This is a genomic window from Soonwooa sp., from assembly GCF_030151385.1.
Classification (GTDB): domain Bacteria; phylum Bacteroidota; class Bacteroidia; order Flavobacteriales; family Weeksellaceae; genus Soonwooa.
In genome coordinates, this window is the sequence record NZ_JASLDS010000006.1 from 19,384 (window position 1) to 44,163 (window position 24,780).

Sequence of the window (24,780 nt, forward strand, 5' to 3'; positions counted from 1 at the left end):
TTGTGATTTTGTTGAGAAATGTTCTTAATAGAATAGTCTCGAATTGTCTGCGCTTGTTACAAATGATTTTTGAAATCTTAGGTATGTGAAAGCAAATGAATTTTTAAAGGGTTATTCTCAAATTCCTTTGCTAAATCGGGAGAAACAAATAATTGTAAATCCTCGTCTTTATAGTTTCTAACTTGTAAATTTTGTGTGTTTTTAGGTGTAAATCCAAACATGACTTCTTTAAAATTAAAATCAGAAAAAGCGTTTATCACATCGTCTAAATTAACTTCATTTTTTGAGAATATGTCAATAATAAATAAAGTTTCATCTTCCAATTGTGCTACAACAGCTGCATCCAAATCTTCGATATAATAAATTGAATCTTTAAAGCTCATTTCGGGATAAGCAAAGCAATAAAAGAATGTCAGACTTTTATTTTTGGTCGGAAATTGAGAATTTGGAATTGCATTTTCGACAAGGTTTTCGAATAGTTTTAAATCTGTTTTATTGTCTAAATCGAGTTGTTTTCTTGAAAATTTTGAAATCGAATTATTCTTTTCAAAAATCAAAAAATGTTCGAATTCTGGAACCGCAACAAATCCGAATTTTGGATAGAAATCGAGAACCGTTTCACTAGCAAACAAGAAAATACCATCATTCTTTCCTTTAAAATCTTCAGAAATTCGTTCCACCAAATACCGACTCAAACCTTGATTTTGATAATCAACATCCGTCATCACCGTTCCCAATTGCAATAAAGTTTTAGATTCATTTTTAAACAAACTCACGGTGGTATGCGAAACGATTTTGTCACCATCAAACAACGAATACAAAATACAGGTATCGTCCCAAAATCCCGATTGATAATAGTTTTCAAAATCAAAACCCCAAAATTCTTGCGTCATTCCGTTAAATTCCAAACGGCGTTTTTCGTCATTTTGGTAATTGATGTAAAGTGTATAATTTTTGTTGTTTAGGACTATGTTTTCTTGCTTCATTTTTTTGTTAAGATTTATTTTTCAAATCTTCGGTATATTTTCGAATATCGTTTTCCAGTTTTTGCGGATAAGAAAAGTTCAACTTTTGTGTGAGAAAATTCCCCATTTCGTGCACCAAATCCATCATTGCAAATAAGGCGTTCCAGTTTTCATCAATGTCGCTTCCTGAAAACGTTGCTTCGATTTTTTGCCACATTTCTTTAGATAAATATTGTTTGAAAAGTCGCCCATGTTTATTTGTGGTGATATTCCAATCGTGCTGACTTGCGATGTAAAATTCGATTAAGGGTGTCAAATAATTCGTCCGAATCTCTCCAAACATAAATTTTGCGTAAAACAAATCATCTCTTTTCAAACATTTCGAAACATAAGTGGTGTCCCACCAAAAATCGTTTAGCAAAGTCTGAATTTGCGATTCCGTCGGTTTTTTAATAATCGAAGCTTGATAACTTGGCTTTTTCAAATCTTTGGTCAACAAATCTTTATCAACCAAAACTTTGTAGCCGATATCCCAATCATAAGGCAATTCTTTTTGCTGAACTTCCTCAACAAAATTAGATTTGCTATACAATTTGAAATCGATTTTCACGCCATCTTCGTACAAAAGCATTTTCATGGCGTGCTTGCCATCAAAACAAGTTTCGTCCTCTTCAATCATCGCTATCGGATTACCAAAATTGTTGAGCCAAAGATTGTCTTTTATGTATTTTTCATTGTTCTTAAAAACAAGCTCGATGTCCAAATCGCTCAAATCATCCACTGGCGCCAAAGGATTCACCAACGAACTCGTCAACAAAACCGCTCGAACATCTTCATTATTTTCTGCCCAATTGATGATGTTTTGTAATTTTTCGTCGCGAATTTTCATATCAAGCTTTTTTATTTAGTTCGACTATTTTTATACCATTCCAGAGCAATTTTTTCGTGCTTTTTCAGAAATGCATCTTTTGCGTCGTTGTACTCGTTACCGTCTTTCCACTCATTTTTAACGAGTTTTTCCTTTAAGGTTTGGTACTCATTTTTTATACTTTCATTTGTTCGCAAATAATCGCGAAAAGCGATGTGTCGAAGCCAATCTTCGGAACCTTTTACAAAAGCATGAATGTGTGCTAAACGCAAATTGTGGTTGTGCAACTGCGCTGGGATTTCTTCATCCAATTTTACAATCGGCGCAATGTCCATTTCGTCTGTAGTTTGCTTAAACAGTACAAAAAATCTTCTTGTTGGCATATCATGATTGTATTTTTCATAATAAACCACATTTGAAAGTTTCAATAGTTCTGGAATTTTATTCAAATCCTCGTCTGTTTCGACGCCCAACTGAATATCGATAATTGGCTTCGCCGAAAGTCCGTCCACGGAAGTACTCCCGATATGGTCAATTTGTACAGGGAAATCGCCAAAAACGGATTTCAATTCTTGTTCAATAACCCGAAACTGCTTTTTCCACAAAGGATTGTAAGGCTCAAACGGTAAAATCATTTTGTATAATGCTTGTTTATAATTATTTAGGCGGCATTTCGGGCTATTCAGGGGTTTCGTCTTCAGAGCCAAAGCTTTTCCAAAGCTATTCTTCAGACCGCTCCTTTCAGTCGCGCCCTTACTATCCCGGCCGCAGATGGTGGATAATAAAAAAGCAAGTCGCCAATAGCCGACCTGCTCTTTTTATTTAGAATATTTTTTTTTAAATATCAATTTCAGCTAAAGTCTTTTTCTCTGTAAAGTGCGTCCGAGAAGTTTAAAAAAAGTTTTCGATACATTTTTTCTTCATCTCATTGCGAAAAAACTCGAACTGACGTTTCTTACAAAAACTAAGATTATTTAATAAAACCTCTCATTCTCAGCAAAGGTTTGATATCAGGATTTCTACCTGTAAAATCTCTAAAAGCTTGATTAAGGTCTACAGAATTACCAACAGATAAAATATACTTGCGGAATCTGTCTCCGTTTTCTCTAGTCAAACCACCATTGTCACGAATCCATTCCCAAGCGTCTGCATCCAAAGTTTCTGACCAGATATAAGCGTAATAACCCGCCGAATATCCTCCGCCCCAAATATGAGCAAAATAAGGAGTATGGTATCTTGGTGGTACCGTTGATAACGTGAAACCATGCTGTAACAAGGACGCTTTTTCAAAATCTAAAACAGGTTTTAGGTCAGAATCACTTGACACTGTATGCCAATCCATATCCAAAATCGCTGCAGACACCAACTCCGTAGTCATATAACCTTGGTTGAAAGTCGCTGCTTTTTTAATCTTATCAACCAATGCTTGTGGAATTGGTTGTTTTGTCTCGTAATGGATTGCGTAATTTTTAAGAATTGCAGGATCCAAAGCCCAATGTTCATTAATTTGAGATGGGAATTCTACAAAATCACGAGGCACATTAGTTCCCGAAAGTGATGGATATTTTTGACTCGCAAACATCCCGTGAATCGAATGTCCAAACTCATGGAACATCGTAGTCACATCATCGTAACTAATCAACGAAGGTTTTCCTGGCGCTGGTTTTTGATAATTAAAACAATTAACAATTACAGGCTTGGTTCCCATCATATAAGATTGTTCAACAAAATTACTCATCCAAGCACCTCCACTTTTGGAATCTCTTGTATAGAAATCCAAATAGTAAATCGCTAAAGATTTTCCATCGTGGTCAAAAACTTCGTAAGCAACAACATCTGGATGGTAAACCGGTAAATCTGTTCTTTTCTTAAAAGTGATACCATAGAATTTTTCGGCAGCGTAGAAAACACCTTTTTCTAAAACCGTGCTAACCTCGAAGTAAGGTTTAATTTGATTTTCGTCAAGGTCGTATTTTTCTTTTCGAACTTGCTCTGCATAGAAATTCCAATCCCAAGGTTCCACTTTGAAACCGCCTTTTTGCTTATCAATTAAAGCCTGAATATCATTAGCTTCACCTCTTGCTTTTTCAACTGCAGGTTTTGCCAACTGATCCATTAATTTTTTAGCAGCTTCGGGCGTTTTTGCCATTTGATCTTGAAGCTTCCACTCTGCAAAATTTTTCTTACCGAGAATCTGTGCTTTTTGAAGTCTCAGTTTCGCCAGCTTTTCGATGGTTTCTCGCGTATCGTTGGCATCACCTTTTTCCGCTCTTCCCCACGAAGCCTTGAATAGTTTTTCCCGTGTTGCTCTATTTTTAAGATTTTGCAAGATTGGTTGTTGAGTTGTATTTTGTAATGCCAAAAGATATTTCCCAGCTTGCCCAGCAGCTTTTGCATCTGCCGCAGCAGCAGCAATTTCGTCAGCCGAAAGACCATCCAATTCTTTAACATCCGAAATTAAAACACCACCTTGCTTTCTAGCCTCCAACAATTTGTTAGAAAACTGTGTTGACAACGAAGCCAAATCTTGGTTAACTTGTTTTAACTCTTCCTTTTTCGCTGCCGAAAGATTAGCACCAGCGATTTCAAAATTCTGTTTGTAATATTGTAATAGCTTTTTGCTTTCTGGATCTAGACCATCTTCTTTAATCGATTTTACCTTATTATAAAGGAATTCGTTAAGGTAGATTTTGTCAGAATGCGCTGCAAAAATTGGTGCATATTCTTCATCCAAAGCCTGAATCGTCGGATTGGTATTCGCACTACTTAAGTTGTAGAATACAATCTGCGCACGTTTTAGAACTTCACCACTTTTTTCTAAAGCAACAATTGTATTTTCAAAAGTCGGAACTGCGCGATTGTTAGCAATCATATTAACTTCTTGCTCTTGTTGCTTTAATCCATAATCAAAAGCAGGTTTGAAGTCAGAATCTTTAATCTTGTCAAATTCTGGTGCTTCATATTGAAGTTTACTTTTTGTCATAAAAGGATTTCCTTTCATGCTATCATCAACATGGCTAGCAGCTTTAGGTGTTGATTCTTGAGTTTTAGTTGATTTCATTGTACTACAGGAAATATTGAAAGCCAAAGCAGCCATCAACAAACTAGTTGTTACTTTTTTCATTATTGATTATTATTGAATATCTAAAGGTAATAAAAATGTACTAATAAAAGTCGATTGAATTACCTAATGCAAATTTTGATTCTTAAAGATGACTTTTGCGCTCGTCTTTATCTTCATCCTCTTCCTCTCGCCAAAAGTTTTCGTCAAAAGAAATATTATCATACGCCAACAACTCAGCTTCGCGCTCTAACGAATCATGAAGTCCAAAACTTATGATTTCCTTATCCTGTTGTTTCGCCAATTTTTTGGTTGATGCTTTATCAATTAACATAAAACGTTTTCCCATCCTACGCGCTGTATAGCTTCGCATTCCCGTTGCACAAAGAACATCAACTGCAAGATCTACTGCCGTTCCTAAAGTTTCACGATAAATATTTTCGACACCATTATTGATAAAATCGTAAGCGTCGAGTCTATTTTTAGCCCTAACAAAAATTTTAACCTTAGGAAAATTATGGTGTACGTACTCGACGATTAATTTATTTTTTTCGGGATCATCAAGACAAATAATCAAAATTGAAGCTTCTTCAATTCCTGCTGCTCGGAGTAAAGAATGTTTGGTTGCATCACCAAAATAAACATTAAAACCGTTGGCACGAAGCAACGCAATTCTATCAGGATCACTTTCCAAAACCGTTGACCGTACACCATTCGCTCTCAAAAGGCGACCAACCGTACTACCAAAAAATCCAAATCCTACAATGATAATATTGCGATGCGTTATTGGTTCTAATGGAGCAGCACCCGGTTTTTCTTTATTAAATTTATCATCGAGAAAACGCTCTTTTATCATCAGCAACAAAGGCGTCATACACATGGTAATTGCAACCACGGCTAACATTTCGGCATTGGTTTTTGCGTCGATTAAGTACAAACTTGTAGAAAAATTAACCAAAACAAAGGCAAATTCTCCAACCTGAGATAAGGCAAAAGCGATGAAGAAACTCTGATTATTGTTTAATTTATAATAACGTGCTATTCCAAAAAGTATTAAAGCTTTAATAAATAAAACGGCAAAGGCTGTTGAAAAAATGAAAACAGGATCGTTTTTAATAATTGTAAAATTAATAGTCGAGCCAACGCTGACAAAGAAAACCGCCAATAGCAAACCTTTGAAAGGATCGATCTGACTTTCTAACTCGTGTCGGAACTCGCTATTTGCCAACATAACACCAGCAATAAAAGCTCCTAAAGCTGGACTTAATCCTACAGAAATCATCAATTCGGAGACGCCAATTACTAAGAATAAAGATGAAGCGGTCAACAACTCATTCATCCCCGAAGTTGATACAAATCTTAAAAACGGTACAAAAACATATCTTCCCAAAAGCACCAAAGCAGTTATACCAACCAATAGTGAAAATGGTTGTAGCCAATCTGGTAGATATTGAAGCAGGATTTTTTCATGTGAATTATCGGTATCTAATGGCGAAATAATTGGAAGCAAAGCCAAAATCGGAATCACCGCAATATCTTGAAAAAGCAATATTGAAAACGAAGCTTCACCACTTGCCGTTCGGAAAAGATTTTTCTCTTTTAAAGTTTGGATTACTATAGCTGTGGACGACAATGCAAAACACATTGCAATAACAAAAGCTTGATTCCTCTGCCAACCAACGAGATAGAAGACTGCAAACAAAGCTGCAATCGAAATTAATAACTGACTTAATCCAAGACCGAGAATTCGCTTCCGAATTGCCCAAAGCTTTTTTGGATCCAATTCTAGACCAACAATAAAAAGCATCATAATAACACCAAATTCTGTTGCATGCATCACGCCACCTGCTTTGGTTCCTGTCAATTTTAAAACAAAAGGTCCAATAATAATTCCGCCGAGAATGTAGCCAATGACAGAACTTAAACCCAAACGTTTAACGATAGGAACCATGATAATCGCAGCTCCAAGAAAAATTAACGTTATTAATGCGTAAGACCCCTCCATTATTCGTTCAGAATTTTATTTAATTTTTTCATGTAAGATTCAAGCTCAAACATTTTAATATCGTCAGCTTGATAGATGATGATTTCGTCTTTTAAAATCAGATTATTGGTTTCAATACAAAGTTTAAGACCAAGCGTAAGATCAGAAATCTTGGTATGGTACATTCCTTTTTCAGAATAGCTTTCTTCATTAGCTCCCGCCGTTACCACAATAATCGCTTCTTTACCAGAAAAAGGATTATCATCATCTTGACACATCCATTTAAAATCCATCACCTCATCAATCCACAGTTTAAGAAGTGGTGGCATACCAAACCAAATCAATGGAAAGTGAAAAATGACACGGTCAAAATTTTGCATTCTTTTTCGTTCTCGAAAAGGTTGAATATGAAAATCTGGATACTCCTCGTAGATGTCTCTCAAAACCGTGTATGAATGTTTTTCGTAGACTTTAACAAGCTCGACATTGGTTGTAGAATGTTCAAAATAGGGATGAGCAAAGAGGACTAAAGTCTTTTTCAAAATTCAGATTTTTGTAAAATTACTCAATTATGAAAAAAAATCCAATCTATTAGACTGATTTATAAAAACAAAAAGCAAGCCTCAAATAAGACTTGCTTTTATATTTTTTTGTTTTAAATTCAATTACCAGCCGCCACTTGCGCCGCCGCCGCCGAAACTACCGCCGCCGCCAAAGCCGCCAAAACCGCCACCTGAAGAACCGCCGCCAAAACCACCGCCACCTCCGAAACTTCCAGGGAATGGGAAAAAGCCGCCTCGATATCGTCGACTACCACGTCCAGACAACATTACATCATCATCGTAATTACCTCCCATCCCATCGCCGCCATTTTTAATGGCGCCTATAAAGATGATTAGTAAAATAACAATAAAGAAAATTGTCCCAAAATCGATGCTGTCTTCTTTCTGTTTTTTCTTGACAAGAGGTTTAAATTTACCATTGACAGCTTCCATAATTGCAGAAGTCCCTTTGTCAATACCAACATACCATTGTCCATTTTTGAAAGCTGGTGTTACCAAATAATCTAAAATCTGTCCCGCAACCGAGGCTGTCAAATACTGCTCTACCGAACGACCTTGCTGGATTGACATCTTATGATCTTCGGTTGCAATCATAAAGACAACACCATTATCCACGCCCTTTTGACCAATTCCCCATTTTTGTCCATACATCGTCGCCAGAAAGTTAATATCTTGTCCATTAGTTGTTGGCAAAATAATAACTTGAATTTCCGTTGATGTCGAATCGGAAAATTTAATCAATTTTTGATTAAGCATATCTTTCTCTTGTTGACTCAAAAGATTGGCTTGATCATAGACTGGATAAAGGACTTTCGGCTTTTCTGGAATATTTTGCGCTGTCAAATTTCCGAAGAAACTTAACAAGACTACAATAATCAGAAAACTACGAGAAACTAATCTCATTAGGTAATTCATTTAGGTGTTCTCCGTTGGTCGGGAAATATTTTTCTAACTCTTGACCAGTTTTCAGAATGGCATCGCGAAGTGCTTCAAAATACTTTTTTTGAGCAAAAGCTTTGGTAATCTCATCATGCAACTTATCCCAAAAATATTGTTTAACATGTTGATGAATGCCTTCGTCACCGATAATTGTTAAATATTTTTGTTCAAAATTAACATGAAACAAAACCCCGTTGCGTTCTTTGGTTTGGTCCATATTAAGTGACCTGAAAACATCCCAAGCCATTTTTGCATTTTGTCTAACTGTCGTCGAGTCGATATGCACACGTATCTCTCCAGAAGTCATCGATTCTGCAGTTTGGATGCTATCAACCAACGCGGTTATTTCTTTATCTGTAATATAAGAAGTATACATTATTTGAAAACTTCTGGTGCTTTATCAGCGCCCGCTTCAGCTTGGAAATATGGTTTTGCTTTATAATTTGTCATGCTTGCAACAAGATTCTGTGGGAAGTTTTCAACTGCTGTGTTGTAAACCTTCGCTGCATCGTTATAATAAACTCTTTCTGTACGAATGCTGTTTTCAACTGCAACATATTCTCTTTGGAAATCTGTGTACTGCTGGCTAGCTTTTAGATCTGGATATTTTTCCACAACAACCATTAATCTTCCTAAAGCTCCAGAAAGTTGACCTTGCGCTGCCTCAAATTTTGCCATATCAGCTTCTGTCATATTTGTTGGATCAATTTGTACTGCAGATGCTTTTGATCTTGCTTCAACAACTTGCGTTAATGTTTCTTGCTCAAACTTAGCATAAGATTTAACAGCTCTTTCTAAGTTAGGAATAAGATCTGCTCTTTTCTGATAAGCAGTTTGAACATTACCCCACTTTGATTCTACTTCTTGTTTTTGAACGTTAAAGTTGTTACGAACGCCAACACCCCACATGAATGCAATACCTGCAATAACAACAAGGGCAATTACTAGGACTAAACAGCCTTTTCCTTTCATAGTTTATGTATTTTATTTTGTTACTATACCAAAGATAGATATTTCTCTTTATTAAATTTAAAAATTTTGTTTAATAAATAAAAAACACAATCAGAGAACATCTTTGCTGCAACATTTATATTTTAAACAAAAAAATCCGAATTCAATATTCGGATTCGGATTTTAAATTTTATGTTAAACTCAAATTTTATTAAAATCTAAACTTCAAACGTTTTGGCTTCTTCCCACAGTTCGTCCATTTTTTCTAAACTTAAATCTGCTAAAACCAAATTTTTATCTCTAGCCAAATCTTCCATTTTTTGAAAACGAGAAATAAATTTCAAGTTGGTTCTTTCTAAAGCTGAATCTGGATTAAGTCCTAAAATTCTAGCATAATTTATCAACGAAAAGAAAACATCGCCCAATTCTTTTTCTTTTTTGTCCGCTTCTGTTTCAGCGTGAAATTCATTTAACTCCTCCTCGACTTTCTGCCAAGCATCTTCCGCAGTGTCAAACTCGAATCCAATACCTTTCACTTTATCCTGAATTCGATAAGCTTTTATTAGCGCTGGTAAAGACTTTGGCACTCCCGAAAGGATGGATTTGTTTCCTTCTTTTAGTTTTAGTTTTTCCCAATTTTGCTTCACCGTTTCTTCATCTTCTGCAACAGTATCACCATAAATATGAGGATGACGGAAAATCAGTTTTTCATTTAAAGAATTGATAACATCAGCAATATCAAAACTTTCCTTTTCCGAACCTATTTTAGAATAAAAAACCAAATGCAAAAGGACGTCGCCCAATTCTTTTTTTATTTCTTGTAAATCTTCACTCAAAAGCGCATCCGACAACTCATACGTTTCTTCCAAAGTCAAATGACGAAGCGTCTCGAAAGTTTGTTTTTTATCCCATGGACATTTCTCACGAAGATCATCCATAATATCGAGTAGACGCCCGAAAGCTTCCATTTTTTCTTGCTTTGTATTCATCTTTTTAATGGTTTTTATCTTGCAACATTGGGACGAATTTGTAAATACCAAATTCCTCCTTTTCGAATTCTTTCTCTGAAATTTTTGTAAAGCGACACAACATTTGTTGATCTGTAGGACCTAACGGAATCACCATTTTTCCGCCAACTTTTAACTGACGTAAAAGCTCTGTTGGCAACTGCTCAGCACCACAAGTCACAATAATTTTATCAAATGGTGCAAAACTCGGAAGCCCAGCAAAACCATCTCCAAAACTCTGAAAATTTGGACGAAGCATCATTTGGCGAAATATCTCTGTCGAAAAATCGTACAAACTTTTTTGGCGTTCGATGGTATAAAGTTGTGCTTCCATCTTCATCAAAACTGCCGCTTGATAACCGCAACCAGTACCAATTTCCAAGACTTTTTCTCCTGGAATCAATTCTAAAAGCTCTGATTGTTCGGCAACTGTCGATGGATGCGAAATCGTCTGACCAGAAGCGATCGGAAACGCGCGATCTTCATAAGCATAATCTTCGAAAATGCTTTCAATAAAAAGATGTCGCGGCACCTCATTCATAGCATTGAGAACCAACGGATCTTTAATCCCCAAACCTCGCTGTAGGTACTCCACCAACTGCCGACGCTTTCCACGATGTACAAAAGAATCTCTCATTAACGCAAAATTAAAAGAATGAAATCGCATTTCAAAATTTTATTTAGCTAATGGTTGATAGCTGATAGATGATAGCGAAACTAATTCATAATTCATAATTCATAATTCATAATTCATAATTCATAATTCATAATTCATAATTCATAATTCATAATTCATAATTCATAATTCATAATTCATAATTCTAAAACAAAAAATCCAATTTCGTAAATTGCAACATCGACTTATAAAACTCAAAATATGCAAATCATCAAAACAGCTTTATTGGCTTACGGCGGATCAGGGAAATTATTCCACGCACCTTTCATTAATGTTCATCATGGATTTCAGTTAATTGGAGCTTGGGAAAGAAGTAAAAAAAACATCCAACATGATTATCCTGATGCAAAAAGTTTTGATACTTTGGAAGAAGTTTTGGCAAGTGATGCCGAATTAATTATCGTCAATACGCCAATCAATACACATTTCGAATATGCTAAAAAAGCTTTGGAAGCAGGTAAAAATGTCTTGGTAGAAAAGGCTTTTACAACAACTTCTGAGGAAGCAGAAATCTTAGATAAGCTCGCTAAAGAAAAAAATCTAAAACTTTGTGTATACCAAAATCGTCGTTGGGACAGTGATTTTTTAACGGTTCAAAAAGTTTTAAAAAGTGGAGAGCTTGGTGAAATTTTAGAAGCAGAAATCCGATTCGAAAGATACAATCCAAATCTTAGCCCAAAAGCCTGGAAAGAAAAAAAACAACCTGGCTCTGGAATTTTAATGGATCTTGGTGCCCATATTATTGATCAAGCTTTAGTACTTTTTGGTTGGCCAGAAGCGATTTTCTCAGATATTAGAAGTCTTCGTCCCAACACCGAAGTCAATGATTATTTTGACATTCTTTTATATTACCCTGATAATCGCGTTAGACTAAAGGCAACTTTCTTTGCGAAAGAGCAACTTCCTGGTTATGTTTTGCAAGGTCGAGATGGCAGTTTTATCAAAATGCGTGGTGATATACAAGAAGACGAATTAAAGCTTGGTAAAATCCCAAATCGTGAAACTTGGGGAACAGAAGATTCGAAAAACCAAGGACTTATTAATATTGGAGACAAACGCGAAAAATTAGAAACACTCCAAGGAAATTATCTCAATTTGTTTGATGCATTATATCGAAGTATTGTTATGGATGAGCCAGTTCCGGTTCCTGCAAGTGATGCTGTCAAAAGCTTAAAAATAATGGAAGCAGCAGAAGAAAGTTCGAACAAAGGAATGAAAATTAGGCTATCAGAAAGTCTATAAAAATCGAAAGTAAAAAAGCTTAAAATTGCTTATATTTACGATTCTAAAAAATAAGTTCTATTATGTTAAAAGCAGGTCTTGTAGGTGCGGGACATTTAGGAAAAATCCATCTTAAACTACTTAACCAATCCGAAAAATATGATTTGGTTGGTTTTTTTGACAACGATAAAGAAAACGGAAAAAAACTAGAAGCAGAATTCGGTTACAAATATTTTGATAATCTCGACGAATTACTTTCTCAGATTGATATGTTGGATATTGTGACGCCGACTTTGTTCCATTACGAATATGCATTAAAAGCAATTGAAAGTGGAAAACATTTCTTCATCGAAAAGCCTGTTACGCAGACTTTGGAACAAGCTGAAGAGCTAATTAAACTTTCACAAGCAAAAAATCTAAAAGTCCAAGTTGGTCACGTAGAGCGCTACAATCCAGCATTTATTGCGACTAAAGAGTATATTAAAAATCCAATGTTTATTGAAATACATCGTTTGGCGGAGTTTAATCCTCGTGGAACGGATGTTTCTGTGGTTTTGGATTTGATGATTCATGATTTGGATATTTTGTTGAGTTTGGTAAAATCACCAGTAAAAGACATCCATGCAAGTGGCGTTTGTGTGGTTTCTAAAACACCAGATATCACCAATGCAAGAATAGAATTTGAAAATGGCTGCGTTGCCAATCTTACAACTTCTAGAATTTCGATGAAAGCGATGCGCAAGTCGAGATTCTTCCAGCAAGACGCTTATGTTTCTGTAGATTTCCTTGAAAAGAAAGCAGAAGTTATTCGCATGAAAGAAGCGCCTGCAGAGCCATCACCATTTGATATGATTATTGAAAATGCAGAAGGCGAAAAGAATCAAATTTTATTTGAATATCCGAATATCCAACCAAACAATGCTATTTTGGATGAGTTAGAAAGTCTTGCTGATGCGATTGAAAACGATAAGCCTATTCAAGTTTCGTTAGAAGATGGCACCGAAGCGCTGAAAGTTGCGTTGAAGATAATGGATTTGATTAGTAAGATTTAGCAAATCAAAAAATGAGATTTCCTCAGTATTTGGAGTTTTTTAATATTCATAAAAAATATTTTTGTATTGTAGTGCTACTTTTGAGTTTATCATGTCAAAAAAAGAAAATCAGTGCCAACGAAATAGAATGCAATTACAAGAAAGATCAAGCTCAAAATGATTTTAAATTTAAAAAATATATTTGGAGTAATTTTCAAGGACAAGGAGCGAATCATAAAGGAAATGAAGAGTTTGCAAAGTTAATTGCAAAATTTAATATCAATTACAAAGATATTTCAGTCTCTTGTATTATTGATGGCAATGAACAATTTGAAAATTGTTACGAAACGGAAATGAATCAATTATTGAAAAATAAATTTGGAACTCAATTTTTTGACTCATTGAAACTAGAAGCTGAAAAGGAATATATTTCAAAAAGAAAAGATTCTATTTTTACATTTGGAGAATGTGATCAAAGATCAAGACATCCAAATACAGAAAATTATAACGAGCAATTTTCTATTTCGCAAAAGGAATTTTTTAACGGATTTACATATCCTGAAAAATATTTAAAGAGAAAAAACAAAGAATTGCCTTCATCAACAATGGCATCATTTATTTTGATGAAGGATGGAAGCATAAAAAATTTGATTACAAAATCTGATTTTGAGAATGCTAAGAACAAAGTTTTTGAAAAGCTATTCAATAAAAAAATTGAAAATTATGTCCAGAACATTCAGTGGAAACCAGCAACGATAGCAGGAATCCCAGTAAACTCTGAAATGGAAGTCAACATAATTTATGAATAAATAACAATTAAAAAAATTAAACAATAAAATATAAAAATGAAGAACATAGTTGTTATCGGCGCAGGAACCATGGGAAATGGTATTGCACACACTTTTGCACAAACAGGTTTCAAAGTTAGTTTAGTTGATGTTTCTCAAGAAGCTATAGACAGAGGAATTAAAACTATTACCACCAACCTTGACAGAATTATCGCAAAAGGTAACCTTACCGAAGAACAAAAAGCAGAAACCTTAGGAAACATCACGACTTTTACAGCTTTACAAGATGCTGCAAAAACGGCTGATCTTATCGTCGAAGCAGCAACAGAAAACCAAGATTTAAAACTAAAAATCTTCAGTCAAATGGATGAGTTTTCGCCTGAAAATTGCATTTTGGCTACCAATACGTCTTCAATTTCTATCACTAAAATTGCAGCAGCAACAAAAAGACCAGACAAAGTAATCGGAATGCACTTTATGAACCCAGTTCCAATTATGAAATTGGTAGAAATCATCAAAGGTTATTCTACATCTAAAGAAACTTTCGACACGATTTACGAAATGAGTAAAACTTTAGGAAAAGTTCCAGTAGAAGTAAATGATTATCCAGGTTTCGTGGCAAATAGAATCTTGATGCCGATGATTAACGAATCTATCGAAACATTATACAACGGTGTTGCTGGAGTTGAAGAAATAGACACGGTGATGAAATTAGGAATGGCACATCCAATGGGACCACTTCAGTTAGCGGATTTCATTGGTCTTGATGTTTGTTTAGCAATCTTAAACGTTATGTACGATGGTTTCAAAAACCCTAAATATGCTCCAAATCCATTATTGGTAAACATGGTTATGGCTGGGAAATTAGGCGTAAAATCTGGTGAAGGTTTCTACGATTATTCAGAATCTAAAAAAGCAGAAAAAGTTTCGAAAATGTTTTCGAAATAACTAGCATTAAACATTTTTCTTAATGTTAAAAATTGAAAAAGACAAAAAACAATACAAGAAGTATTGTTTTTTGTTATTAATATTACTGATACCGAATTTTGTAACAGCATTTTACGCGAGTGATTTGCAAGATAGTTTATTCCTAAAATTATCGTATTTGTTATTTTCGATTTCAATTTGGTTATTACCTTTAGCCTTTATTAAACCTAAAACATATTTTTATATTTGTAGTGTTTTTCTTATCATTGCACCACTCGAAATTTCGTTTGTAAAAAGTGTGGGACAACCTATTTCAGCTGGTTTTATCGAATCTTTAATCTATACAAATTATCGAGAAGCAAGCGAACAGCTCCAAGGACATTTGACTGAAATTCTTATCAGTGTAATATTTATTATTACGTATTTTTTAATTTTAAGAAAAGCACCAACACTTAGAATATCAAATCGCGCCAAACTTATAATCATTTCATTTTTTTTGTTAGCAAATACGGCCATTTTTGCCAAAATCTACAAGATGACATTTGCAATGAAATTTACAACAATTGGCGCTTTGCAATATTCACTAGAATTCACAAGAACAAAGTACATTAAGACATATCCAGCGAATTTATTTTTTAATACTTTTGCTGCTTGTGAATCTATTCATGAGTCAAAACAATTCGAAAATAAACTTCAAAATTTCTCTTTTGATGCCAAACTAAATGCGAACAAAAAAGATTCTAAACAGGTTTTCGTTCTAATATTAGGAGAAACTGCTAGACAGGAAAATTTTGGTTTATACGGCTATCACAGACAAACAACCCCAATGCTATCAACAGAAAAAAACCTAATAGCATTTGATAACGTATATAGTCCAGCAACATTAACCATGCAATCAATCCCGCAGGTCATTACACGAGCAAATCCGGATAACATCGATTTACAATACAAGGAAAAAAACATAATTGATGCCTTTAAGGAAGCGGGATTCTACACAGCTTGGATTGATAATCAAAACATGTTAATCCCAATTACTAAGAGAATAAACAATATTGTTGATTTTAGTTATACAACGCAAACCCAGAATGTACAGGACCTAGAAGCAATACCTATCATCAAACAAATTCTTAACAGTACTAAAGAAAAAAAAATCCTAATAGTAGTACATAGTATGGGGAGTCATTTCCGATATTCGAATAGATATCCCGATAGTTTTGACATATATAAACCTAGCATTTCCAAAACTGGTTACGAAAATATTAATATTAAAAATAAAGAAGCACTTGTAAACTCTTATGACAACAGCATTCTCTACACAGACAATTTTTTAGCTTCAATAATTTCTTTATTAAATAATCAGCAAAACGTTGAAAGTTGTATGCTATATTTATCAGATCATGGCGAAAACCTTTATGATGATGATAAAAAATTAATTTTCCATGGTTCAATACAGCCTAATATACATGAGTATCATATACCATATCTAGTATGGACATCAGAGTATTACAACAAAGAAAACCCTAACATTGTTGAAACTTTAGATAAAAACAAATCTAAAAAAGCATCGTCAACTTCTACATTTTCGACTTTTTTAAATATGGCAGGAATAGAATACAAAAATTCTACGTCCGACCAAATTTATAATTTAGCATCTAAAAACTATGAAGAACCTAAAGTTAGAAAAGTATTGACAGGTTCAGGGCAAATCATTACAGTTAAATAATATCCGCTGTCAATTTTAGTAACATGTACAAAACACCTTTATTAAATAATCCTAAGCTCGCAAAATTTTTGAACTTCATCATCATCGTGATAACTTATGCGATGATTGTTGTTCGGTTTTTGCTGAACGAAAAAGGTCGCGTCAATCCAGATTCCATTCGATATATGCGTCAAGCACATATGTTGCCAGTAATTGATAACACAACAGCGCCATTAGGTTATCCATTTGGAATTTGGTTGTTCACAAATTTTGGCTTGGACGAGTTTTGGAGCAGCAAAGTTGTAGGACTTCTGGCATATACAGCGATGTTGGTGTTTGCTTGGAAAAAGAACTTCTACTTCAAAGAAATTCTAATGATTTCGGCGCTTTTTAGTTTTGTGTCGGTGTTTTCTTATACCATGAGCGAAGCACCAATTTTGCCATTTGTTTTTTTTCTATTTTATTATTCTAAACAAGTTATTGAGGAAAATACAAAAGGTCTAAAAGCTGTTCTGACACTCAGCTTGTTTTTGATTATTTGTTACAATATCAGATATAGCGCTTTGTTCTTAATGGCTGGTTTGGGCTGGTTTGGTTTGTTAAAAATAAAAACGTCTTATGGCAAATACTTTATTCTATCAGCTTTAGTAGGCGTTTTGTTTGTTGTCTTGTTCAAATTTCTTTACGTTGATTATTTCAACGAAGATTATGTTAAAGATTTTCTCAACATTGGACTAAAACCTACATCACAATTGCTGACTGAATTATGGCAAGGACTTGCCACAACTTTTGATCCTTTTGTACATATTGCAGATCCGTCGGGTGGCATTGTTAATTACGGTATCTACGGTATTGGCTTGCTAAATATTGTTGTCATTATCTTTTTTGTTATTAAAACAAAACACTCAGATTTTGATTTGTTCTTGCTTTGGACTGGATTTGTTGGAATTGCGTGTTCTTATTTTGTGCAATATTTTTATTCGGTTAACGCTATTGATTATCGATTGTTAGCACCTTTTAGTCTTCCGATTTGGATGTATTATTTCCGTAGATTATGGATAAGTTTTGGGAATTTAACTTACCTCGTTCCTTTGGGAAGTTTGCTGACAGGATTTGCTTTTACTTGGTTGTCAAAAGGAAATTATCTTGAAAACCGTGAGGAAATTCAGACTTTTCTAAAAAATGAAAACAAAGAAACAGGAACAATAAAGTTTTGGTTAAAATCTGAAGAAGATCTCGGAAATGTACGTTCTGCGGAAATTATTAGCACAGTTAATCCGATGATCTATATAAGTTTCTGTGCGAAAGACACTTTGAATCCAAAAGTTTTGACGCCTTATCGTGTAGATTCTAAACTAAAACTAAAGAGAAATCAGTTTCAGAAGTTTGATAAAAAGTAAAAGGTTTTTTTTCTTTTCCGTACATGATTTTGTTTTTCGGGATTAAGATTTGGGATTGGTTGGGCGACCTCCGAAGGAGGTCAATTTTCTGAAATATGATTAACCAATAGATTTAAAAAAATATATTCTTTTTCAAAAACTGAATTTTAGAGTCTGAATAGAAATTTCTAACGCGGCTTCAAAACAGCCTTTGCTACATTTAATGCTCTTTTGAACCATTCTTTCGTTTCTCATTTTTGATTTAGCTTGCTAAATCCTCAAGTGTGAAATAAAAAATAAGTGTTAAAATATAAACAACAAAATTTAAACAAACTCTTAGGTTTTGGAAACAAGTTTTTTTGTTATCTTTGAGGCAAGGATTATGTCTTTGGATTAGGAACGAAAAATTGTTCTTCTAGCCCCGATTGTAGTGGAAATCCTTTTTGCGAGAGGCTATGCCGAGCAAAAAGATTGCAACGAAAAGCGGGCTGAAAATGGTCTAAGTTCCCAAAAAATTGACCTGCTCCTAAAAAATATTATAAGAAACTATTAAATTTTATAGATATGACTTTACCTAAGTTTTTATTAGCGGACAACACAGATTTCCCAGAAGATCTTTTTGTAGTACATACAGAATATCCTCGTTTTATCCTTAATGTTGAGGAGGAAGAAGTTGAATGGTTGGATGATCTAGAAGGTGATGATGAGGAAACTGTGGCTAACGAGGCTACCAAAGTAGTTGAGGAGGCTTTCAAATTCTGTGATGCTGAATTGTCAAAATACGATGACGAAGAAGAAGAGTAATCTTAATCGATATTAACAAAAAAGGAACTCAATGTTGAGTTCCTTTTTTTATTGCTTTTTGTCAAACTTCAAAAGAAGTAGATTGTCTTTGTAAAGCTCTAAACTGTTGCCATTAACAACATATCGGTTGGCTTGTTGTAGCATATTAAGAAATCCTGTTTCTACACTCATATTGATACAAGCTTTTTTGGTAGAACCAACGTTGGACGCTCCAAAAACACCACCTTTTGGCTCAATGGTCACATTGCTAGAAAAGTAATTGTTGCAACCTGTATTGCCCGTAATCTTGCCAGCTTCTACTACCAAAGTCGGTTGCTCTGTACTAACCTGCTCCGCCAAAACCCAAGAACTGCCCTCTAGAGGCGCTTGGTTACCAGCTTTTTTGCTAGAATAGTTGGACGCTGCACAGGATGCTAACATGATAGCTGCTGATACTGAAAGAAATAAGTGTTTCATAATTTTAAATTTTTATGATGAGCAATGTCTTGCTTTTCTTTTCAAAGATAAAATTAATTTTTAAAAAATTTGTGAATTGAAGGAAAAAGAGATTTTGGAAAGTTAACAAATCAAAATGGTCGATATCTCCTAAGCAAGCCAAAAACATTTTCTCGAAAATATATCGAAGCAAATATTAACAAACAGATTAATACAATCGAAATCAAAATGACGGTGTTAGCAAGCATTCTAAAAATAGTTGAATACTTAAAAGTTATCCATGTTTTTAGTAAAAACAATCGTGATTCTTTAGGTTCTTTCGCATTAACGAAAAGCACGTAATCATTAGTTTTAAGTGCTTTGTCGGTTGATTCTTTGGAAATGGCTTTAAGCTCATCTACATCTTTAAACTGAAGGTAAAAATCGTCATAAGTAATTCCATTGTCTAATGTGGATCCGTAGGTTTGCTTATTGAAATGGTAGGTATACTTGACATCTGTTATGGGATGTCCTCCTCTACTACTTGAAAAAAAATAATTCTTAAGTTCGAAATTAGCGACTTTCTGGCGTGTCCACGATGGATGTGTAATTTCGAACTCTTTAATCGCAATAGCTGGTGACATTGAGAATATTGTTCCCACAAATAAATATACCAAACATAAAGCCATCAAACTATCTGTTAAGCTAAAAGGCTTTTTCTTTTTAAAATATTGATAAAACGAATAAACAATCCAAATCGCAAAAGTGTAGTAAACATAGGTGATGTTACCATCTGCAATTACGAAGTACGTGATATATGTAGGTACAATTATACAAGCAATTTTCGCAAAAATATCGTTCTCAGATTTCTTAACTTTGGTATCCACCAGATTGAAATTTAATCTTTATAAAATTAAGTAAAAGCAACTGAAAATCAATATTAATTACAAAAAAAACATAATGAAAAATTAATAATTTTTCGGAAGTCAGAATTTTATATATATGATTATCCGTAATAGTACCTAAGTCATTATTTTAAACAAAGCTTGTCATTGGCTACGCCCAATCTTCGATTTCCGACGTAGGAGGAATCTCTGAAAATTATATATTTAAGATTGACTTCGTTGAACATTCTATGTTGATTTCCAATTTTTTGAGTTAATTTTTTTCTTTTTTAAATATAATTTGATTGATATTGATTTTTAGATTTAATAACTCCAAAAGCTTGCCTCAACAGTTTGTTACATACAGCTATTAAAGCTAGTTTTTTACATTTTCCTTTTTCCAAAATTCTTTGATATAAGGCCTTGCATTGCGGATTATATTTTACAGCACTCCAAGAACAAATGAAAAGTACACTTCTAATATGTTCCTTGGTTGTTCTACACTTGCCAATCGTTATTTTTTTATTGCCAGAATGATACATTCTTGGAGCTACTCCAAAATATTTACTTAGTGATTTTGAATGTTCAAAGTTTTTAAAATGGTTCGTTGCAACAAGCAATAAAAGGGAAGTCTTTTCTCCAATTCCTTTAATACTCTTGAGTAAGTTTTTGTTTTCCTTCAACTCTTCATCTTCTAATTTCGGTAATCTTTTTAATAATTTTTCAATTTCTTTTTCAGGATTCTCGATCAAAGATTCATAGTGCTTCAACACATTTTTGTTCAGTCTAGCTTTTTGGCGAAGTGATTTTAGCTTTAGCGAGAATCGTATTTTTTCTTGTTCTAAATCCTGCAAGAGAGTCATCTCTTGTTCCAAAAACTTAAGATTTTCTTTTTTAGGTTCTTAAAGGCTAGTTTCCATTTTTTCACCAAAATCTCTGATTAATTTGGCATCTTCATCATCTGTTTTGCTGATTACATTTTTTACTTCTGCATATTTTTTATCGTCAATGGGCTTACTTGACAAACATCAAATCCCATAAAATGAGCATAGTAAAGAATTTTACTGCTATATGATCCTCTCGCTTCTACAACGATTTTGTAATCTTCTTTTTTTAATTTCTTAAGACGACTTACAATGTCTTTTTTCACATTACTTACATTCATCACAACTTCTTGATTGTCTTCATTTTTGAAGCTCATTGTCAAAAACCTTGAACTCACATCAACTCCAACTACTTTTTTTTCTAAATTTACCATACAATTGCTTTTAAATATATTGGAATCTGTTTTCTTGTGAACCATTGTGATAAAAGTTTTTCTCTTTACAAAACAGCATTCTATTCGGTTTCTAGAAAACAAGCAGTAGGGACGTATTGTTCGACACGATATTTTATATCAACCACTTCTCTGACTTTTTCCTAGTGCTTTTTCCAATGTTGTAAATGTAATTTTTTAACTTTCATAATCTGATATTAATAAAAAAACAAACTTATCACCACTGCGTTAGGTTTCTTCGCTTCGCGTTGAATGACACGTAAAAAAACATCCCTGTCATTCCGAACATCGTGAGGAATCTCAACTAAATAATCAGAATCTTTATTTTACTGCTTTACATTCTGAATAACAGTCTATCTGTAATCTAGTGCGGCAAATCTAACTTTTGCCACGTTGTCGCGCCCCAGATGGAACGGCATGTTGGAGCTCGCGCCGTAGGCGCGGGCAAAAGTGATGGCACGGCGCAGCGACTAGTGACAGCTGGAAAAGGCGCCCAAATAAAAAAGCTGCTTCCTAAGAAACAGCTTTATAGTTTATGTTTGGGAGAGAATTAACCTCCGATTTTCACTAATTCTACGTCGAAAATCAACCAAGCGTTAGCAGGAATTACACCGCCAGCACCTCTTTCGCCGTAACCTAGACTTGCAGGAATCAACAATGTTGCTGCTTCACCTTCTTTAAGCAATTGGATACCTTCGTCCCAACCTTTGATCACTTGTCCAACACCAATCGGGATTTGGATAGGCTCTCCTCTTTTGAAAGAGTTGTCGAATTCTTCACCGTCAACCAATTTCCCAGCATAATGTACAGAAACGACGTCACCAGCTTTTGGCGCTTTACCAGATGGGTTTTGCTTTGTGATTTTGTAGAACAAACCTGATGGCGTTGACTGCATACCAGCTTTTAGCTCGTTAACCAACTTTTCTTGGTTCGCTTGGAACTCTTGTAATTTCTTAAGACGCTCCGCTTCTTCTTTAGCAGCAAAAGCTTTGTTTTTCTCTTCGATGTTTGCTTTTCCTTCTTCGAAAGTTTTTGCAGGATCGTATTTTTTATACTTATCTCCTTTGCTGAAAATTGTCAACTTCTGAAGAACGATATCTTCTTTTGGCTTGTCGTTAGGACCTTTTTCAACATTTGCGATCGTGTCGATAACGTCTTCACCTTTTACAACTTTACCAAAAATCGTGTGTCTACCATCCAACCAAGGCGTCGCAACTTCTGTAATAAAGAATTGAGAACCATTGGTATTAGGTCCAGAATTCGCCATAGAAAGAATACCTTTTCCGGTATGTTTTAGGTCGTTTTTCTCATCAGCAAATTTGTAGCCTGGATCGCCCATACCTGTCCCTTGTGGATCACCACCTTGGATCATAAAGTCTTTGATAACTCTATGGAAAATTGTTCCATCATAAAATGGCACTTTCGCAGCTTTTACTTTATTTGGGATTTTACCTTCTGCTAAACCAACGAAATTAGCAACCGTAACTGGCGCTTTTTCGTCTTCTAATTTGATTAGCATTTCACCTTTTGATGTTTGCATTTTTGCGTACAAACCATCCGAAAGACTGTTGTAAGTTTCTTTGTCTATTTCCAATGTTTTACAATTTAATAATGTTAATATTACCGGTACAAATAGTAATTTTTTCATATATATCTTTTAATTAAAGTGTCTTTATTTTAACGATAATCGGCATGTCGCTGCTTATCTTGTCATTATCTCCATAAGATCCAAATGCCAATGCCGACGGAATAAGAAGTGTTGCTTCTGTCCCTTTTTTCATGTGTCTAACAGCATCTTCGACTGGTCTTAGGTCATCAAACTTTCCTAATTGTTGATCTTTGATTTGCTTGGCATCCGCATATAATTTTACCATATCAAAATCATAAATATCGTAAGAATAACTTACTTTTTCGCCATCATGCTTCTTGGGTTCCGAAGCTAGATTTTCTATATCCACCCAATAGTTCATGCCCATTGGATAATATTTTTTATCCTGATTTTTAATCCATTCTTGTATCTGATGGCGCTCTTCATTGTTTAGGTTTTTATTCCTAGTTTTAGAAGCTTCCATCTCGTCGTGGTTAACAACAGATGTCGTGGAATCGTAGATTGGACCTTGTTTTGCACAAGAACCAAGCATCGCAATACTGATAAGAATTATTTTTTTCATAAATACTGTGCGAAAATAAGAAATTATTAGTCATTTTTGCCCATATAAAGACACAAAAAAAGTCGGCTAAAACCGACTTTATGATATTTTAAGAGATATTTTAGTATTTTTTCTCAACTTTCACTCTCCATCCGAATGGATCTTCAGCGTGATTTGTTTGGATATCAACCAAAGCTTTTTTAAGGATAAATGCAAAGCTATCTTCGTCTGCCAATGTAGGAAGTGCAAACTTCTCATCACCATAACCGATTGCTTCGAATCTTGTTGTTACAACAGCTGTACCAACACCCCAAGCTTCTTTTAGACTACCATCTTTAAGCGCTGCAATAACGTCAGCTACTTTAACATCACCCACAACAACATTAATTCCGTTGCGCTCTGCCAAGTTCAAGAAGCTATCTCTTGTAACACCATCCAAAATCTTTTCAGAAGTTTTTGGCGTGTAGATTGTGTCATTGATACGTACAAAAACGTTCATTGTACCACTTTCTTCGAAATATTCGTGTGTAGCATCATCAGTCCAGATTACTTGGTCATAACCTTCTTCAATCGCCAATTGCGTTGGATAGAAAGATGCTGCATAGTTACCAGCTGCTTTTGCAAAACCAACACCTCCGTTAGCTGAACGAGAATAATAATCTGAAATCTTTACAGACACTGGTGCAGAATAATAACTCTTTGCAGGTGTCGCAACAATTGCAAACATATACTTGTTAGATACTCTAGCTTTCAATACTTCTTCCGTTGCAAATACAACTGGACGAATGTATAACGACATTCCTTCTCCTTTTGGGATCCATTCTCTATCGATATCAACCAAAGCATTAAGCCCGTCGATAAAAGCTTCTCTTGGGATTTCCGGAATCGCAAGACGTTTTGCTGACTTGTTAATTCTTTCGAAATTCTTTTCTGGACGGAATAAGAAGATATCATCATTCTCGTCTTTGTAAGCCTTCATTCCTTCGAAACAAGCTTGCCCATAATTAACACCCATCATTGCTGGCGTAAAAGGAAGCGGTCCGTAAGGAACTAATTTAACATCACCCCATTTTCCGTTTTCGTACTCACAAATAATCATGTGATCGATAAAAGTATCTCCGAACGAAAAGTTATTAGGATCAAAAGTAGGTAGCTTAGAATTTTCTGTCTTTTGAATTATCATTTTTGAA

The 24,780-nt window shown here is 34.6% G+C and carries 25 protein-coding genes; 7 read left to right on the forward strand and 18 right to left on the reverse strand.

Going from position 1 to position 24,780, the window contains the following annotated elements; genetic code table 11:
* Window positions 1-77: 77 nt before the first annotated feature.
* The 11 genes from Q1V95_RS00720 to Q1V95_RS00770 all read right to left on the reverse strand — a co-directional run bounded on the left by Q1V95_RS00720 (window position 78) and on the right by Q1V95_RS00770 (window position 10,975).
* On the reverse strand, window positions 78-986 hold the full coding sequence (locus Q1V95_RS00720; RefSeq protein WP_300669138.1) for a GNAT family N-acetyltransferase: 909 nt from the start codon (window positions 984-986) through the stop codon (window positions 78-80).
* 7 nt (window positions 987-993) lie between these two features.
* Window positions 994-1,854: an AadS family aminoglycoside 6-adenylyltransferase gene (locus Q1V95_RS00725; protein ID WP_300669140.1), complete on the reverse strand. Its 861-nt coding sequence runs from the start codon at window positions 1,852-1,854 to the stop codon at window positions 994-996.
* Between the two features lie 11 nt (window positions 1,855-1,865).
* Window positions 1,866-2,468: a GrpB family protein gene (locus Q1V95_RS00730; RefSeq protein ID WP_300669143.1), complete on the reverse strand. Its 603-nt coding sequence runs from the start codon at window positions 2,466-2,468 to the stop codon at window positions 1,866-1,868.
* A gap of 335 nt (window positions 2,469-2,803) precedes the next feature.
* The gene (locus tag Q1V95_RS00735) at window positions 2,804-4,957 is read right to left on the reverse strand and encodes a M3 family metallopeptidase (RefSeq protein ID WP_300669145.1); all 2,154 of its coding nucleotides are present in this window, start codon (window positions 4,955-4,957) and stop codon (window positions 2,804-2,806) included.
* An 82-nt stretch (window positions 4,958-5,039) separates the two neighbouring features.
* Window positions 5,040-6,899, reverse strand: a complete 1,860-nt coding sequence (locus Q1V95_RS00740) for a monovalent cation:proton antiporter-2 (CPA2) family protein (RefSeq protein WP_300669148.1) — start codon at window positions 6,897-6,899, stop codon at window positions 5,040-5,042.
* Window positions 6,899-7,420 (reverse strand): NAD(P)H-dependent oxidoreductase, encoded by a 522-nt coding sequence (locus Q1V95_RS00745; protein WP_300669150.1) that lies wholly within the window; start codon window positions 7,418-7,420, stop codon window positions 6,899-6,901. Before Q1V95_RS00745 ends, Q1V95_RS00740 begins: the two co-directional genes overlap by 1 nt.
* Before the next feature lie 123 nt (window positions 7,421-7,543).
* Window positions 7,544-8,344, reverse strand: a complete 801-nt coding sequence (locus Q1V95_RS00750) for a YgcG family protein (RefSeq protein WP_300669153.1) — start codon at window positions 8,342-8,344, stop codon at window positions 7,544-7,546.
* Entirely contained in the window at window positions 8,325-8,756 is a 432-nt protein-coding gene (locus Q1V95_RS00755; RefSeq protein WP_300669155.1) for a TPM domain-containing protein, read from the reverse strand. The genes Q1V95_RS00750 and Q1V95_RS00755 overlap by 20 nt, the downstream gene beginning before the upstream one ends.
* Window positions 8,756-9,352, reverse strand: coding sequence for a LemA family protein (locus Q1V95_RS00760; protein ID WP_300669157.1), 597 nt, complete (start codon window positions 9,350-9,352; stop codon window positions 8,756-8,758). Before Q1V95_RS00760 ends, Q1V95_RS00755 begins: the two co-directional genes overlap by 1 nt.
* 197 nt (window positions 9,353-9,549) lie before the next feature.
* The gene (mazG, locus tag Q1V95_RS00765; RefSeq protein WP_300669160.1) at window positions 9,550-10,320 is read right to left on the reverse strand and encodes a nucleoside triphosphate pyrophosphohydrolase; all 771 of its coding nucleotides are present in this window, start codon (window positions 10,318-10,320) and stop codon (window positions 9,550-9,552) included.
* A 4-nt stretch (window positions 10,321-10,324) separates the two neighbouring features.
* A complete protein-coding gene (locus Q1V95_RS00770; protein WP_300669163.1) occupies window positions 10,325-10,975 on the reverse strand; it encodes a protein-L-isoaspartate(D-aspartate) O-methyltransferase in 651 nt (216 codons plus the stop codon).
* A gap of 240 nt (window positions 10,976-11,215) precedes the next feature.
* On the opposite strand from Q1V95_RS00770, the gene Q1V95_RS00775 reads away from it, so the two are divergent.
* The 7 genes from Q1V95_RS00775 to Q1V95_RS00805 all read left to right on the forward strand — a co-directional run bounded on the left by Q1V95_RS00775 (window position 11,216) and on the right by Q1V95_RS00805 (window position 18,866).
* Window positions 11,216-12,256 (forward strand): Gfo/Idh/MocA family oxidoreductase, encoded by a 1,041-nt coding sequence (locus Q1V95_RS00775; RefSeq protein WP_300669165.1) that lies wholly within the window; start codon window positions 11,216-11,218, stop codon window positions 12,254-12,256.
* A 62-nt stretch (window positions 12,257-12,318) separates the two neighbouring features.
* Window positions 12,319-13,287, forward strand: coding sequence for a Gfo/Idh/MocA family oxidoreductase (locus tag Q1V95_RS00780; protein WP_300669167.1), 969 nt, complete (start codon window positions 12,319-12,321; stop codon window positions 13,285-13,287).
* 29 nt (window positions 13,288-13,316) lie between these two features.
* A complete protein-coding gene (locus Q1V95_RS00785; protein ID WP_300669169.1) occupies window positions 13,317-14,075 on the forward strand; it encodes a hypothetical protein in 759 nt (252 codons plus the stop codon).
* Window positions 14,076-14,111: 36 nt separating this feature from the next.
* On the forward strand, window positions 14,112-15,002 hold the full coding sequence (locus Q1V95_RS00790) for a 3-hydroxybutyryl-CoA dehydrogenase (RefSeq protein ID WP_300669171.1): 891 nt from the start codon (window positions 14,112-14,114) through the stop codon (window positions 15,000-15,002).
* Between the two features lie 157 nt (window positions 15,003-15,159).
* A complete protein-coding gene (locus Q1V95_RS00795; protein WP_300669173.1) occupies window positions 15,160-16,704 on the forward strand; it encodes a phosphoethanolamine transferase in 1,545 nt (514 codons plus the stop codon).
* A 23-nt stretch (window positions 16,705-16,727) separates the two neighbouring features.
* Entirely contained in the window at window positions 16,728-18,083 is a 1,356-nt protein-coding gene (locus Q1V95_RS00800) for a hypothetical protein (RefSeq protein ID WP_300669175.1), read from the forward strand.
* 543 nt (window positions 18,084-18,626) lie between these two features.
* Window positions 18,627-18,866, forward strand: coding sequence for a hypothetical protein (locus Q1V95_RS00805; protein WP_300669177.1), 240 nt, complete (start codon window positions 18,627-18,629; stop codon window positions 18,864-18,866).
* A gap of 48 nt (window positions 18,867-18,914) precedes the next feature.
* On the opposite strand, the gene Q1V95_RS00810 is transcribed toward Q1V95_RS00805, so the two are convergent.
* The 7 genes from Q1V95_RS00810 to Q1V95_RS00840 all read right to left on the reverse strand — a co-directional run bounded on the left by Q1V95_RS00810 (window position 18,915) and on the right by Q1V95_RS00840 (window position 24,773).
* Window positions 18,915-19,322, reverse strand: a complete 408-nt coding sequence (locus tag Q1V95_RS00810) for an META domain-containing protein (RefSeq protein WP_300669179.1) — start codon at window positions 19,320-19,322, stop codon at window positions 18,915-18,917.
* A 110-nt stretch (window positions 19,323-19,432) separates the two neighbouring features.
* The gene (locus Q1V95_RS00815) at window positions 19,433-20,167 is read right to left on the reverse strand and encodes a hypothetical protein (protein ID WP_300669181.1); all 735 of its coding nucleotides are present in this window, start codon (window positions 20,165-20,167) and stop codon (window positions 19,433-19,435) included.
* 287 nt (window positions 20,168-20,454) lie between these two features.
* Window positions 20,455-21,039, reverse strand: coding sequence for a transposase (locus tag Q1V95_RS00820; protein ID WP_300669183.1), 585 nt, complete (start codon window positions 21,037-21,039; stop codon window positions 20,455-20,457).
* A gap of 107 nt (window positions 21,040-21,146) precedes the next feature.
* Window positions 21,147-21,422: a transposase gene (locus tag Q1V95_RS00825; protein WP_300669185.1), complete on the reverse strand. Its 276-nt coding sequence runs from the start codon at window positions 21,420-21,422 to the stop codon at window positions 21,147-21,149.
* 568 nt (window positions 21,423-21,990) lie between these two features.
* On the reverse strand, window positions 21,991-23,088 hold the full coding sequence (locus Q1V95_RS00830) for a peptidylprolyl isomerase (protein ID WP_300669187.1): 1,098 nt from the start codon (window positions 23,086-23,088) through the stop codon (window positions 21,991-21,993).
* A gap of 13 nt (window positions 23,089-23,101) precedes the next feature.
* Window positions 23,102-23,611 carry an FKBP-type peptidyl-prolyl cis-trans isomerase gene (locus tag Q1V95_RS00835; RefSeq protein ID WP_300669189.1) on the reverse strand — a complete coding sequence of 170 codons (510 nt, stop codon included), beginning with the start codon at window positions 23,609-23,611 and terminating at the stop codon, window positions 23,102-23,104.
* Window positions 23,612-23,711: 100 nt separating this feature from the next.
* Window positions 23,712-24,773 carry a branched-chain amino acid aminotransferase gene (locus tag Q1V95_RS00840; RefSeq protein WP_300669191.1) on the reverse strand — a complete coding sequence of 354 codons (1,062 nt, stop codon included), beginning with the start codon at window positions 24,771-24,773 and terminating at the stop codon, window positions 23,712-23,714.
* Between the last annotated feature and the right edge of the window lie 7 nt (window positions 24,774-24,780).